This is a genomic window from Jatrophihabitans sp. GAS493 (genome assembly GCF_900230215.1).
Classification (GTDB): Bacteria; Actinomycetota; Actinomycetes; order Mycobacteriales; family Jatrophihabitantaceae; genus MT45.
This window is the reverse complement of record NZ_LT907982.1, coordinates 810,953-825,454: the sequence shown is the minus strand read 5'-3', so window position 1 is coordinate 825,454 and position 14,502 is coordinate 810,953. Positions and strand designations below refer to the sequence as shown.

The 14,502-nt window shown below is 67.6% G+C and carries 7 protein-coding genes; 3 read left to right on the top strand and 4 right to left on the bottom strand.

Going from position 1 to position 14,502, the window contains the following annotated elements; genetic code table 11:
* Positions 1-2,022 precede the first annotated feature (2,022 nt).
* On the bottom strand, positions 2,023-2,418 hold the full coding sequence (locus CPH63_RS03785; RefSeq protein WP_197704560.1) for a hypothetical protein: 396 nt from the start codon (positions 2,416-2,418) through the stop codon (positions 2,023-2,025).
* A gap of 120 nt (positions 2,419-2,538) precedes the next feature.
* On the opposite strand from CPH63_RS03785, the gene CPH63_RS03780 reads away from it, so the two are divergent.
* Entirely contained in the window at positions 2,539-3,930 is a 1,392-nt protein-coding gene (locus tag CPH63_RS03780; protein ID WP_096301638.1) for an aminotransferase class V-fold PLP-dependent enzyme, read from the top strand.
* Here the strand turns inward: CPH63_RS03780 and CPH63_RS03775 are convergent.
* The 3 genes from CPH63_RS03775 to mptB all read right to left on the bottom strand — a co-directional run bounded on the left by CPH63_RS03775 (position 3,927) and on the right by mptB (position 10,486).
* Entirely contained in the window at positions 3,927-7,835 is a 3,909-nt protein-coding gene (locus CPH63_RS03775; protein ID WP_206745639.1) for an ABC transporter ATP-binding protein, read from the bottom strand. The genes CPH63_RS03780 and CPH63_RS03775 overlap by 4 nt on opposite strands.
* Before the next feature lie 35 nt (positions 7,836-7,870).
* Positions 7,871-8,803 carry a PIG-L deacetylase family protein gene (locus CPH63_RS03770; protein ID WP_157749257.1) on the bottom strand — a complete coding sequence of 311 codons (933 nt, stop codon included), beginning with the start codon at positions 8,801-8,803 and terminating at the stop codon, positions 7,871-7,873.
* Positions 8,804-8,998: 195 nt separating this feature from the next.
* The gene (gene mptB / locus CPH63_RS03765) at positions 8,999-10,486 is read right to left on the bottom strand and encodes a polyprenol phosphomannose-dependent alpha 1,6 mannosyltransferase MptB (RefSeq protein WP_157749256.1); all 1,488 of its coding nucleotides are present in this window, start codon (positions 10,484-10,486) and stop codon (positions 8,999-9,001) included.
* Positions 10,487-10,579: 93 nt separating this feature from the next.
* On the opposite strand from mptB, the gene CPH63_RS03760 reads away from it, so the two are divergent.
* On the top strand, positions 10,580-12,232 hold the full coding sequence (locus tag CPH63_RS03760; RefSeq protein WP_157749255.1) for a hypothetical protein: 1,653 nt from the start codon (positions 10,580-10,582) through the stop codon (positions 12,230-12,232).
* 297 nt (positions 12,233-12,529) lie between these two features.
* Positions 12,530-14,413 carry a protease pro-enzyme activation domain-containing protein gene (locus CPH63_RS03755; RefSeq protein ID WP_197704559.1) on the top strand — a complete coding sequence of 628 codons (1,884 nt, stop codon included), beginning with the start codon at positions 12,530-12,532 and terminating at the stop codon, positions 14,411-14,413.
* Positions 14,414-14,502 lie beyond the last annotated feature (89 nt).

Sequence of the window (14,502 nt, the reverse complement as noted above, 5' to 3'; positions counted from 1 at the left end):
ATGGGTCGTCTACTACTCCGAGCGTGGACTCGAAACGGACCTCCGATCGCTTCCGAGCGAGGATCTTGCCTGCCGTCACTTGGCCGACCTTCTCTGGAAGGACGAGACGACATTGCTCAGGCGACCACACTACGTGCGGCATGAGCGTGCACTGTACTTGGTGAGCGAGCGAGCCCGGCGGCTGGAGATGAGGGAGGCGCGGTACTGGCGCCTTCGGTCTCTCCTGCGCGCAAAATCTGGCTGCTACTCATCGCGATATATCCCGAGCGTGACACTTCGCTCGCCGGCACAATGGGTTGATGTCAGCCAGCCGTCGGATCGTTTGGTACCGCCGCCCTTGGGTTTGGGGTTGCCTCTGTGCTGGTACGGCGTTCGCTTTGATGCTGGGGTCGTTCCCATTCATCGCCGGCGATCCGGGTCCGGGCGAAGTGAAGCAGGATCCATCCTGGTTTCCGGCGATGGCTGCAGTCGCGGCCGCGCTGCTGGTTCTTGGAGTTGCGCTGATCGCTGCGCCGGGAGTCCACAACCGTGCCAAACGCGGGCGCGAGAATCCAGAATCCCCGTGAACCCGCCGCGCGTCGCGGGGGAGCGACGGCCAGACGTAGGTCGGGTGAAGATCGATCAGTGCTTCCGGTAAACAGCGCCCCTGAGCCGCGCCGAACCCACGACTGGATCCTTACCGTCGAGGCATCGCGCGGCTCTGGGCTGGCGAGGAACTGGTCGGATATCTCGCGACCCGCGTCAAGGTCTGGTGGACCATCGCCGGCCCATTTTGGCGACGTCATGGGGTCGATCCGGTCGAAAAGGTTGAATGGCTCCTCGACTACGTCCGGAGCGATCCGCGAGATCACCCGGACGGTTGGGACGACAACATTGTCGATGACATCGATGCGGAGGTCGACGAGTGGGAATCCGGTCGTTTCACACTGAGCCATGGTGAGGTCGTTCGAATCGAGTGGCTAGAAGAGCCGGAGGCGAGCAAGATTTGCGCCGATTACGGTTAGGACGCGCCAGCGGGCCAGCCTGCCGCCTTGCAGAGAAAGAATGACGGTTCGTGATCGTTCGGCACATCGCTCGTCTGAGCGGCCCGCGCGAGGGCCTGGAACCGACTGGTCACCATGTTTAGATTGCAATTCTGGCTGCGTAACGCTGATCGGTGAGAGCACCTGGCAGTCGGAAGTCCGGACACCACGGTGGCTTACTCTGTCGAGTACATCGCTGTCCGCCGAATGGAGGACCTACCAATGGACGAGATTCGGCTAACGCTGTCCGACGAAGTCACCACGCCGGAGGGCGTTACGTACGTGGGTGAATACATTCCGCTTAACCCGACCCCACCGCAGTGGGCTCCTCCCGATCATTGCGCATTCTGCCAATCGGATGACTGGGACTGGGACCTGACGTTCGATAACATTCCGCCGGATGCGATTGGACGGTCTGCTACAACCTCGGCGCATGCGACGGCTGCTACCAGGCGTTCACGGTTGGAGACGAACAGACACTCCTCGATCGGGCCGCATACATTCCGAGCGCCTTCTACCTCCGAGAGATGTATCAGCAATTTGGGATAGCACTATCCGCCGCTAACCGCCCGGCCCGCTAAGTCCGTTGCAGAGGTCATGGCTAGAGAACAAGCGACCAGGATCGCGTGAGCCAGAATGGCGACTGAACGCCAAGACGGCCTGTCCGAATGCGACACACGCAAACCCGAGCGCGCCTACCACGATGCCCAGGAGCATTGGCCCGGCGATCGCCACCATCACGCCAGTGAGGATCACTCCGACCCCGCACACCGTGAGCGCAAGGACTATCGAGCGGATCATTGGTACACGCTCCCACAGAACCGGACAGTCACGTGCGAATATCGGTCAGAGCCGTCGGAACCCGTCGTCCACCAACTCCACGCCGCCGGATGGTCCGCAACTCAAACCGTCACGAAATCCAGATCATCCCCGGAATCGAAGCCGGCGCGTCGCCCGGGGTCATCGAGCTAGGCCGAGCCACCCGCAGCGACGCCGCAGATTACTCGACCTCTTCCCGGATGTCTTCGTAGAACAAGGGCAGATCCTCAGCTCCGAGCGTCGGCAGCAGCTGCAGGTCCGGCTCCAAGCCGGGGTCGAGCGCCGACACGCCACGCTCCAGCAGGATCGCCGCCGCCGATAGCGCCGGCCAGTAGAGCAGCCGTCGACGCCGGTTCTCGCCGAGCAGCAGTGCGGCGGGGAGGGCGGCCACCAGGCTCGCACTGTAGAACGAATCCATCAACTGCCCGGCGAGCGAATTCCCAGCGCGCCGTCGCAGCCGGATCACCAGGTCACCCGGCCCGTCCTCGGCGTAGACCAGATGAGCGACTCGCCAGGTCGCCAGCGCGGCGCCGATGAAGCCAACCGAGCCACTCGTCGTTGTATTTCGCTTGGGCATCCGGATCTCCCTAACCGTTTGTGGGGCATGACAGGCTGTTCATGACCTCAGAGGACACCGCACGCATTGGTGATACGCGGGCGGCAACGAACGGCAACGAGCTACGAAAGGTGCAACCGAATGACGGCCCGACCCAGCGAATACACCGCCGCCCTTACCGCCGCCGCCGATCAGGCGCAGCGCTGGCTCGCCTCCGTCCCTGATCGTCCGGTGCCGCCACAGCGAAACGCCGACGAGTTACGCAGCGCCTTCGGCGAGTCCGTCCCCGACGGCGGATCCGACCCGGCCTCGGTGGTGAACCTGCTGGCCGAGGCGGCGGATCCCGGTCTGATGAGTATGGCCTCGGGCCGCTTCTACGGCTGGGTGATCGGCGGGACCCTACCTGCAGCCCTCGGAGCCGACTGGCTGGTCAGCGCCTGGGACCAGAACGCCGGCATGCGCGGCGCCTCGCCCGGCGTGGTCGCCGCCGAGGAGGCGGCCGGACGCTGGCTACTCGATCTCCTCGGCCTGCCGGCCACCGCCGACGTCGGATTCGTCACCGGGGCCACGATGGCCAACTTCAGCTGTCTGGCCGCCGCCCGACAGCGGGTGCTGGCCGACGCCGGTTGGGACCTGCCGCTGCACGGTCTCAGCGGATCACCCAAAGTACGAGTCATCGTCGGTGCCGAGCGGCACGCCTCGATCGACATCGCACTGAGCTACCTCGGCCTCGGCGCCCCGATCGCGGTACCGACTGACGAGCAGGGGCGAATCCAGCCGGATGCGCTGGCCCAGCTTCTCACCGGCCTCGAGCCCGGGCCGACCATCCTCTGCCTGCAGGCCGGGAACGTGCACTCCGGGAGCTTCGACGACTTCACCGAGACGATCGCCGTTGCTCACGAGCACGGGGCCTGGGTGCACGTCGACGGAGCCTTCGGCCTCTGGGCCGCCGCCTCCGGCGCGCATCGAAGCCTGGTCACCGGCTACGAAGCGGCCGACTCGTGGGCCACGGATGCCCATAAAACATTGAACGTTCCCTATGACTGTGGCGTCTGCATCGTGGCTGACCCGGCGAGCCTGCGGGCCGCCCTGGGCATCCAGGCCAGCTATCTCTTCCATGACTCGGCCGGAGACCCGCTCGACAAGGTGCCAGAGATGTCTCGGCGCGCCCGCGGTGTGCCGGTGTGGGCCGCACTCCAATCACTCGGACGCTCCGGGGTTGCCGATCTCATCGACCGCCTCGTCGCCAATGCCCGGGCGCTCGCGGCCGGGATCGGCGGGCTGGAGGGGGTCGAGGTGCTCAACGACGTGGTCTACACGCAGGTCTGCATCAGTATCGGCGACGACGAGCGAACCCGGGCGGTCGAGCAGAGTCTGCTGGCCGACGGGGCAACCTGGATGTCCGGGTCTCGCTGGAACGGCCGGCAGATCATCCGGATCTCGGTGAGCAACTGGACGACCGACGACGAGGACGTCACCGAGTCCATCGCCGCCGTCCGACGGGCGATCACCGCGACTGAGCCCAGCGCTTAACTCGCCACTGCCTCGCCGCCGGCGACGGTCTCGAAGGCCCGCCACATTGCTGCGTACTGACCCTCGGCCGCCAGCAGTTCATCGTGACTGCCGACCTCGCTGATGCCGCCCCGGGAGAGCACCACGATCCGGTCGGCGCTACGGGCGGTCTGCATGCGATGGGCGATGACGATGCTGGTCCGCCCCCGCGCCAACTGATTCATCGCCGCCGACACCCGCGCCTCGGTAACCAGGTCCAGGTTGGAGGTCGCTTCGTCCAGCAGCAGCACCACCGGGTCGACGAGCTCGGCCCGGGCCAGGGCGAGCAGTTGCCGCTGACCGGCCGACATCGACCGACCCCGCTCGGAGATCTCATGCAGGTAGCCGCCGCTGAGACCGGCGATGAAGTCGTGCGCGCCGACGGCTCGGGCCGCCGCCTCGACCTCAGCGTCAGAGGCCTCCGGCCGCCCATACGCGATGTTGTCGCGCACGGTGCCAGTGAAGAGGAACGCCTCCTGAGGCACGTATCCCAGTTGGCGCCGGAACGCAGCCAGATCAAGGGTGCGAAGATCGTGGCCGTCGATGAGCACGGCCCCGTCGTCAGGATCGTAGAAGCGGGCCAGCAGCTTCATCACCGTCGACTTGCCGGCCCCCGTCTCGCCGACCAGCGCCACCGTCTCGCCGGCCGCGATGGTGAGGTCGATGCGGTGCAGCGCCTCGGGTGGCTTCACCGCCGCCGCGTCAGCCACCTCCAGCAGCCGGGGATCAGCCGGGCCGCTCGGCGCTGAGCCGGCCGCGCGGGCCGGCGCCGACGGGTAGGAGAACCTAATGTTTTCCAGGGTGATCTGGCCGTGCAGCCGCCCGGGATCGATCGGGTCGGCCGGTTGCGGGGTGAGTGTCTCCAGCCGCATCAGCTCGGCGATGCGGTTCACCGAGACCCGAGTCTGCTGCCAGGAGTCGAAGACCTGAGACAGCTGCTGGATCGGGGAGAAGAACATGTCGACGTAGAGGATGAATGCGATCAGCGCTCCGGTCGACAGATGCCCTTGTGAAATAAGGCCGGCCCCGACACCGAGGACGATCGCGTCGGCCACGGCGGCCAGGAACTGGACAAACGGGAAGTAGGTCGCGACGAGCCGCTGGGCGGCGATCCGGGACGTCAGGTAGTCCAGACCGAGCTGGTGGAAGCGAGTCTTCGTCGCCGCCTCGTGCACGAATGCCTGTGATTCGCGGACACCGGAGAGGCTCTCCTGGAAATCCGCGTTGACGATCGCCACCCGCTCCCGGGAGATGTCGTACAGGTGAGAGGACTTGCGCCGGAAGATCGCGGTGGCAATGGCCAGCGGGACGATCACCGTCAGGGTGCAGACGGCGAGCTCGGGATTCACCAGCAGCAGTGCGACGCCAACCCCGACGAAGGTCACCACCGAGACCAGCGCGGAGAGCAGACCGTTCTGGATCAGCGACTCGAACTGGTCGACGTCGGTGGTCATCCGGGTCATGATCCGGCCGGCCATCTCACGTTCGTAGTAGTCCAGCCCAAGCCGCTGCAGCTGGGCCCAGATCCGGATTCGCAGCGAGAGCATCACCCGCTGCGCGGTGCGCCCGGTCACGAAGGTCTCGGCCACCTCGACCAGCAGGTCCGAGAGGGTGATCAGCAGGAAGGCGGCGGACGCCGCGAAGAGCACGCTCGTCGATCCGACCGCGACGCCGTTGTCGATTCCGGTCTTGACCAGTACCGGCCCGGCGAGGGCGGCCACCCCGTCGAGGACGACCAGCACCAGACCGATCAGCAGCGGACGGCGGAACTCACGCAGCACCCGGACCAGGCTGAAGCGACGCTGATGCCGCGACTCCTGGGCCAGGTCGACCACCGCCTCGTCGCGAATCGGGCGCAGGGCGGCGACCCGGGCCAGCAGCTCCGGAGTCGGCGCGAGGTTCATCCGCCAACTCCCGGAGGCCCCGCGCCCCCCTCCGCCCAGACCGGCTCCGATGCTGGGCGCGCCGATGCTCCGGCCGCCACGGTAGGACGATCCGGCTTCGGCACCGCGCCCGCCGGACCAGGCGGCGGCCGTGACGGCATCGGAGCTGCCCGCCCCGTCGAGACTGCGGGAGAGGTCGACCAGTGCCTCGACCCGGTCGCCGATCTGCGCGGCGACCTCCTCGTCGAGGCCAGTGAGGAGGTGGCGGTACCCGGGGCTGCTGGCGAAGAGCTCCTCGTGGGTTCCCTCCTCGACGACGCTGCCACCCTCCAGCACCACGATGCGATCGGCCAGGTGCAGCGTCGAACGGCGGTGGGCCACCAGCAGGGTGGTGCGATCGGCCATCACCTCACGCAGCGCGTGGTGAATCGACTCTTCGGTGCGCGAATCGACGGCGCTCGTCGCGTCGTCCAGGATCAGGATCCGCGGGTCGGCCAGGATGGCCCGGGCCAGCGCGATTCGCTGCCGCTGCCCTCCGGAGAGAGTCAGGCCCCGCTCGCCGACCACCGTGTCATAGCCGCGGGGCAGCTGCCGCACGAACTCGTCAGCCTCCGCCGCGCGGGCCGCGGCGATGACCTCCTCGTCGGTGGCATCTGGACGTCCATAGGCGATATTGGCCCGCACCGAGTCGGAGAAGAGGAAGCTCTCCTCGAAGACGACTCCGATCCGGCGGCGTAGCGACTGCAGGCTGACATCCCGCAGGTCGTGCCCGTCCACCCGCACCACGCCGGCGCTGGGGTCGTAGAAACGGGAGACAAGGGCGGTGACGGTCGACTTTCCGCTGCCGCTGGGGCCGACGATCGCGACGCGTTCCCCCGCCTTTATATGGAGATTCAGCGCGCTCAGCGCCGCTGGATGCCCGTCGTCCGGCCCGGATGAGCTGGCCCGGTAGTGGAAGTCAACGGCGGCGAACTCGATCTCGCCCTTGATATCGGGCAGTTCCAGCGCATCCGGGGCGTCGGCGATGGCCGGTTTCAGGTCGAGGAGTTGGAAGATGCGCTCCACCCCGGCCCGGGCCTGCTGCCCCACGGTGAGGATCCCGGCCAGCTGACGGGCCGGCGCCATCAGCTGCGCGATGTAGGTGGAGAAGGCGAGGAAGGTGCCGAGGGTGATGTGGCCGTGCAGGGTCAGCCAGCCACCGAGCGCCAGGATCGCCACCTGCCCGAGGGCCGGGATGGCCTGCAGCAGCGGCTGGTAGCGGGACTGCAGCCGCACCGCGCGCATCTGTGATCCGTAGAGATTTCCGGCCACATCGGCGACCCGCTGCAGCTCCCGCTGCTCCTGCCCGAAGGCCTTGACCACCCGAACTCCGTTGACGTCCTCGTCGACGATCTGGGCGACGTCGCCCTCGCGCTGCTGCCCATCCCAGGTCGCCGGGAAGATCCGCCAGCGCATGCGATAGGAGACGATCAGCAACGCCGGCGCGACCAGCAGGCTCACCACGGCCAGCAGCGGCGAGAGGTAGATCATGACGGCGATGGAGAGCACCATCAGCAGCACGTTGCCGCTCATGATCGGCAGGAACGCGAGCAGACCCTGAACCAGGGCCGAGTCGGAGTTGGCCCGCGAGACGAGTTGACCGGTCGGCATCCGATCCAGGTTGGCGAAGTCCATCGTCTGCAGGTGGTCGTGCATGTCGTTGCGGAGGTCGTTCTGCACCGACAGGGCAACCCGGCCACCGCGGTAGCGGCGAATGTAGGCGAAGCCGAAGCTGGCGACGGCGACCCCGATCAGCAGCAGCAGCCACGGCCAGAGGGCCGCGCCGGGCTGCAGGATCACGTTGTCGACGATCTGCCGCTCGATCAGCGGTACGGCGGTCTGGCAGAGGCCGCCGAGCACGGCGGTGAACATCGCCAGGTAGACGTCGCGGCGGTGGCGCATCAGGTAGCCCCAGAGGCGGCTCAGCCAGCCCGGTTCAGCGGTGGGTTCTGGCGTGCGGCTCACTCGGCCCAGGGTAGCAAGGTAGTTCGCCCGGCGAACTAAATATCGCTGGGAGCGGAGCTGCGCTGGCTCGGAGGTGCTGGTGGTGGATCAGAATGGCCGCCGATCCCAAGGCGGCGGAGCAGCCGCTGCCCGAGCGGCCGCCGCTGCAGTTTCGGGCGGAAGTAGAGCTCAGGGCCGGCGATGGTGCGGGCGATGAGTTCCGGTCCGAGGCCGACCGGAGCGTCCTCCGTGCCGGTGTCCTGCTCGTCCAGGCGCCGGGGGCCGCCGATCTGGCTGGCATACGCAGCCAGCGCCGCGCGCTTGTCGGTCGTCAACCCGTCCAGGGAGATTCGCTCCACCCGACCGCTGACCAGCAGCATCAGGCACTCCCAGAGCCCCCGGCCGTTGACCAGCCGACGCGAGATGGGCCAGTCACTCCAGAGCCAGATCGGGTACTCGAGCAGCCGCGGCGGGTGGCTCAAGGCAGCGACTGCGCCGCGGGTGGCTGCGGCCGCCGCCGCATGGTCGGGGTGCCACTCCTGGATGCAGGTGACGTAGACGTCGTCGGGGTTCACCGCCGCGATCAGGCGCTGCAGGTCGGCCTGGATCGGCGCGAGGTGGTCGATCAGGGCCGCGTCCGGGTACCCCAACTCGTGGACGTCGTCGGGCTGGACGCCGAGGCGCGTCGCTGCCTCTGCCAACTCGGCGCTGCGAGTCTGGACCAGGGCAACCCGGTCGGTGCCGTCGGCGGCCTCGGAGGCGCCGCCGTCGCTCAGGATGACGAGGGTGACCCGAGCCCCGGCACGCCGGGCGAGCAGCACTCGGCCACCGCAGCCGAGCGTCTCGTCGTCGGGGTGGGGAGCCACCACAAGCGCGCTGCGCGGTCCGATGCTCTGGGTCACGTCGACCGCGCGCCGCCCCAACAGCGAGCGAGCGACCCGTCGGGCCCGGGGCGCCAGCACCGATACGCGGGGAGGTTCAGCAACCAAGACTCGACCCCCTCGGTCTGGACAGACGCGCTCCTTTGTTGCATCGACGTTGGAGACAATGGTCCCGTGCCGCAAACACGTTCTCGGCGGTTTGTGCAGCCCGCACCGGACCGTTATCAATTCGTTATGAACGAAACGGCACTTCGAGTGGACGGATTGCAATCCCTGCGTTAACGGCCCAGCCGGCCGTCGTGGTCAATCCGGGCCGAGGACGGTGGCGCCGTGGTTGCGGCGATCCCCGGGAGTCAGCGCGGCCGAGAAGGACGTCCAGAAGGCCGGCCGTCCACGCAGCGCCCAGACCAGCCACAGCGCGATCGCCAAATCGGTCACCCCGAAGATGACGGCGGCCATCCACCCAGCCACCCCCGGCACATTCAAGGTGGTGCCCCACACCGAGAGCGCGATCAGCCAATCCCGTCGCCAGCGGCGAGCGTCGACGGCCAGGCAGACGATCCCCCAGGCCAGATACCAGGGGTAGAGAACGGGGTTGATCACCGAGAAGACGAGCAGGCACCAGCCGGTGGTCGAGGGGATCGGTCGGTGTTGGGCGGTGGCCAGGAACCAGATGATCGCCACCGCGCCGATGGAGAGCATGGTGATCCGGCCGCCGGCCATCAGGTCGTCGTAGGAGGCCACGTCGACCAGCGGTTTGAGCGCCGCTCCGAGCAGCGCGGCCGGAGCCCCGGGTGTGTTGCCCTGGCCCGGGGTGTTCCAGGAGCTGATCCACCCCCAACCGTGCGGGACGAGCAGGGTCAGCACGCCGCAGGAGGCCAGCGTGACCGCCGCGGCACGGAGCAGGGTGGGGCCCCGGTTCACCCGCACGTTGTGCCAGAGCGAGATCAGGATGACGCCGACGACCAGGAAACCAGGGACCTTGATCATGCCGGCCGAGCACCCCAGGGCCAGCGCGGTGCTGAAATGACCCCGGCGTTCAGCCAGCAGGGCCAGCACCACCATGGCCATCATGGCGCCGTCGATGTGCGCGCCGGAGACGAAGTGCAGCAGTACCAGCGGATTGCCGGCGGTGAGCAGCAGCACCACCGGGCCGCGGGCGGATGTGGTGAGCCGGGTGGCGCCCCAGCCGATGACCAGCACACTGACGACGGCGAGCGCGCGCAGGAACAGCACCCCGCCGAAGGGGGTGCCGCCGCCGGCGAAGACGGCCAGTCGCTCCAGGGCGGTGGCCAGCGGGCCGTAGGGGCTGTGCGCGCTGCGCCACGACGGGTCGACGGCGGCGGCCAGGATGGGGTCGAGCCGATTCGGGGTCGAGGTGTACGGATCGCTGCCGCTCTGGGCCAGATAACCCTGCGCGGCATAGCTGTAGACATCGCCGGAGAGCAGCGGCGGACCGAGGGCCAGCGGCATCATCCAGAAGCCGACGGTGAGCCAGAGTTGGTTGAGGCTCCACTGTGCGCGGGTCGCGATCCGCAGTGTGACCAGCCAGACTGCTACCAGCGTAGCGATGCCGCAGACCAGCAGCAGGCCGGGAAACGGTGCGGTCTTCGGGTTCACGTGATTGCGCGCGAGCACCCCGAGCCAGGAGGAGGGGAAGGTAGCCCCGGTCACCGGACCGACCCGGCCGCCGCCGATGACCACGACGGCGGCGGCGGCGAATCCGCCGATAGTGAGCCACAGTTGAGGTGATCGCAGGTGGCGCGTGGGGGAGCCACCTCGCACAGCCACCAGCAGAGTTCCTCTCAGAATGATCGAACCTGGATCTGCGCGGACACCCGCGAGATGCTCAACGGCAAGTATCGTCCACACGAGAAAGGACGGATGATGACGTCCCAAACCACCAGCCCGTCCACCCTCGACGCGGCGGACTCGACGACCGAGATCAGCACCTCCGAGCTGACCCCGCAGCACTCGCTGCGCTCCCTGCTGGCCGCCTACGGGCACATCCTCCTCGCGATCGTCGGCGCCAGCCTCTTCGTCTTCGCCCGCCCGCCGGTGGCCGACCTGCAGGCCGCCGACGCCCGGGCCGCCGCTGCGGCCCGCGGAGTGGGGCCGAGTTACTGGCTAAATTGGTTCGCCGGATCCGCCCCAGGCGGGTACTCCGTGCTCACACCGACGATCAGTGCCTGGCTCGGCGTCGCCTTCGCCGCGGCGCTCTCCGTGGTCGTCATCGCCGTGCTGGCCCGGCCGCTGCTGGAGGGGGCCCGCCGGCAGCGCACCGGCGCGTACCTGTTGGTGGTCTGCGCGCTCTGCAATCTCTGGTCCGGCCGGATCGCGTTCAGTCTCGGCGTGGCCGGGTCGATCGGGGCTCTGGTCGCCTTCCGCCGTGGACGTCCCTGGCTGGGCGGCGGTATCAATGCGGCGGCGGCCCTGCTCTCCCCGCTGGCCCCGGCCTTCGTGCTCATCGGACTGACCGGCCCGTTCCTGACCCGTCCGACCTGGCGGGGCGCGATCCTACGCTTCAGTGGCGTCTCATTGATCGGGCTCGCGCTGCCTACCGTGCTCTTCGGCGCCCCCGGTGACATGCCCTACGCCTTCACCACGCTCTGCTGGACGGTCGGCATCCTGCTCGCGGCGTCGCTGCTGCGGCTGCCCCGGGATATCCGCATCAGCCTGCTGGTCGGGGCGGCGGCGGCCATCCTGCTCTTCCTCATACCCAACGGGGTCGGCGCCAACATGGGGCGTTACGCGTTTCTGGTGATGCCACCGGTCGTCTGGGCGCTCACCGAGGCACCGAAGCGGATCATCGCCCTCGCCCTCGTCCCGGCCATGGTCTACAGCGGCTTCCAGGTGATCGGTGATCTGCATCGAGCCTCGGCTCCGGAGGCGAAGTCGGCCTTCTACACCGCGCTGCGCGGCGAGTTGGCCGGCCTGCCCGGGTTACAGGATCACCGGGTCGAGGTGATCGACACCTCCACCCACCGAGCTGACGTCGAGCTGGTCCCCACCGTCTACCTGGCCCGCGGCTGGGAGAACCAGAGCGACGCCGAGGCGAATCCGATCTTCTACACCGGGGCCCCACTGACCGCGCAGCTGTACCGGCGCTGGATCGACAGCGCCGCCGTGGCCTGGATCGCGGTGCCGAGCCGTCCGCTGGCTCGCAACGACGAAGAGGCCAAACTGGTGACCGGCGGGCTGGGCTACGTCAAGGAGATCTGGCACGACTCGAACTGGCGCCTCTATGCCGTCGATGATCCGCAGCCGATCGTCTCGGCTCCGAGTCGGGTAGTGAACGCGACCGAGACGACGATGCGCATCGAGGTTCCGAAGGCCGGCCAACTCACGATGCGTATTCGCCAATCCAAGTACCTCACGCTCACCCGGGTCGACGACCCGAGCGACTCGGTCTGCCTGCTCCCGGCCGGCGACACCGCGGTCACCGCGACCATCACTACACCAGGGCTATACCTGCTCCAGGCGAAGTTCGACGTGGCCAAGCTGCTCGACGGCCAGGACTGTCCGACGCATTCGTAATCGGCCCGACGCATACGTAAACGGCCGCGAGTTTTCCCAACCCGTGTAAAAGTTACGTTTAGTTGGGACGACCTTACAGAAAGCGGCATTTGGGCCTAGCGGAAGCGTTCACATCGGCCCTATGGTCAGCGATAGGACCCAAATTCTTAGGGCCTTCCTACCAATCGTGCGCGGAGGTAACGAATGCAGAGAAAGTCTGTTTTACGAGGTGTAGTCACTTTGACTACAGTCTCGGCAGTCGCCGCATTGTCAGTAATCGGGGCCAATCCGGCCAATGCCGCAGTCAGTAGGAAGGTCGTGCCCAACAGCGCGCCGACGTGGCTGGGCCACGCTCAGAAGACCGGCACCGCCAGCGCCAAGGCTGGCGTCTCGGCTCGCATTTACCTCGCCCCCAACGGTGGTCTCGACGCGCTCAAGGCGGCTGCGGTGGCCACCTCCACCCCCGGCAGTTCGAGTTACCGCAAGTTCCTCACCACGGCCCAGTACAACGCGAAGTACGCGCCGACCACGGCGACCGTCAACGCAGTCCGGTCCTGGCTGCAGTCGGCTGGCCTCAAGGTGACCGGAGTCGGCGTAGCCAACAGCTACCTGGCGGTCACCGGCAACGTGGCCGCAGTGAAGAATGCCTTCGCCACCACGGTGAACACCTACAAGCACGACGGCCAGAGTGTGCAGGCGCCGGCCGGCGCCCTCTCGGTGCCGAACAGCGTCAGCTCGGCGGTGCTGGCGGTCAGCGGTCTGGACACCACGATCCGGACGATGACCCACCACGACACCACCCCGCCGCCCCCGGCCTCCTTCGCCAACGGTCGTCCCTGCTCGCAGTTCTACGGCCAGGTCGATGCGAAGTACCGGGCGGACTACAAGACGCTGCTGCCGAAGTTCAATGGCAAGGTCCTGCCGTATGCGGTCTGCGGCTACACCGGTGTGCAGTTCCGTACCGCCTATGAAGGCACCACGGATCTCAGCGGAACCGGCGTGACGGTGGGCATCGTGGACGCTTACGCGTCGCCGACGATCGCCTCCGACGCGGCGACGTACACCAACAACCACGGCGACGGCTCCTACGCCAAGGGTCAGCTCACCCAGGTCCTGCCCTCCACGGTGACGAACACCGAGGAGTGCGACGCCTCCGGGTGGTACGGCGAGGAGACGCTGGACGTGGAGGCCGTGCACGCCATGGCTCCCACGGCCAACATCCGTTACTACGGGGCCAAGAGCTGCTACGACGACGACCTGCTCGACACGATCCACAACGTGGTCGTGCAGAACAAGGTTCAGCTGGTGACCAACTCCTACGGCGACGCCGGTGAAGAGGGTCAGACGGCGGACGTCATCGCAGCGTGGGAGAGCGTCTTCCTACAGGGCGCGATGCAGGGCATCAGCTTCATGTACTCCTCGGGCGACAACGGCGACGAACTTCAGGACATCGGCCTGAAGTCGGCCGACTACCCGGCGTCCGACCCGTACGTCACCGCGGTCGGCGGCACCAGCACGGCGATCGACGGCTTCGGCCAGCTGGCCTGGCAGTCGGGCTGGGGCACCGAGAAGTACAGCCTCTCCACTGACGGCAAGTCCTGGACCCCGGTCGGTTACCTCTACGGTGCCGGCGGTGGCTACTCGACGCTCTTCAACCGTCCGTCGTATCAGGATGGCGTGGTCCCGGCCAATGCTCCGTCCGGACGTGCAGTCCCGGATGTGGCGATGGACGCCGACCCGACGACCGGCATGCTGATCGGGGAGACGCAGACCTACCCGAACGGCGGTGTGGCGTACGGCGAATACCGCATCGGCGGTACGAGCCTCGCGTCTCCGCTCTTCGCCGGAATGACCGCCCTCACGTTGCAGGCGGCCGGCGGCAAGACTGGCCTGGGGCTGCTCAACCCGCTGCTCTACAGCCAGGCGAAGTCGGGCAACTTCACTGACGTGAAGGGCGCCCCGGTGGATGCCGGCAACGTCCGCGTCGATTACAAGGATGGGAACACCCGCGCCAGCGGGCTGCTCTACTCGATCCGCACCTTCGGTCAGGACTCGAGCCTGACCACGGCCAAGGGTTGGGACGACGTAACCGGAATCGGTACGCCGAACGCCGGTTGGTTGGGTGCGGTCGCCGCAACGGCCGGCGGCAAGGCGGGTGGCGGCAAGACCGGCCACCCGGTGGCAGGCCACCCGGTTAGTTAGTCAGTCTGAGGCCCACTCCCTCCTTGGGGGTGGGCCTCAGACCGTCTTCGGTGAAATCGTGCCGAATCTCCTGAGCCGGCGGGATTCGG

Excerpts from the sequence above, each read along its gene's own strand:
- CPH63_RS03785 (WP_197704560.1), bottom strand. The coding sequence starts at position 2,418 with ATGCCCAAGCGAAATACAACGACGAGTGGCTCGGTTGGCTTCATCGGC.
- CPH63_RS03780 (WP_096301638.1), top strand. The coding sequence starts at position 2,539 with ATGACGGCCCGACCCAGCGAATACACCGCCGCCCTTACCGCCGCCGCC.
- CPH63_RS03760 (WP_157749255.1), top strand. The coding sequence starts at position 10,580 with ATGATGACGTCCCAAACCACCAGCCCGTCCACCCTCGACGCGGCGGAC.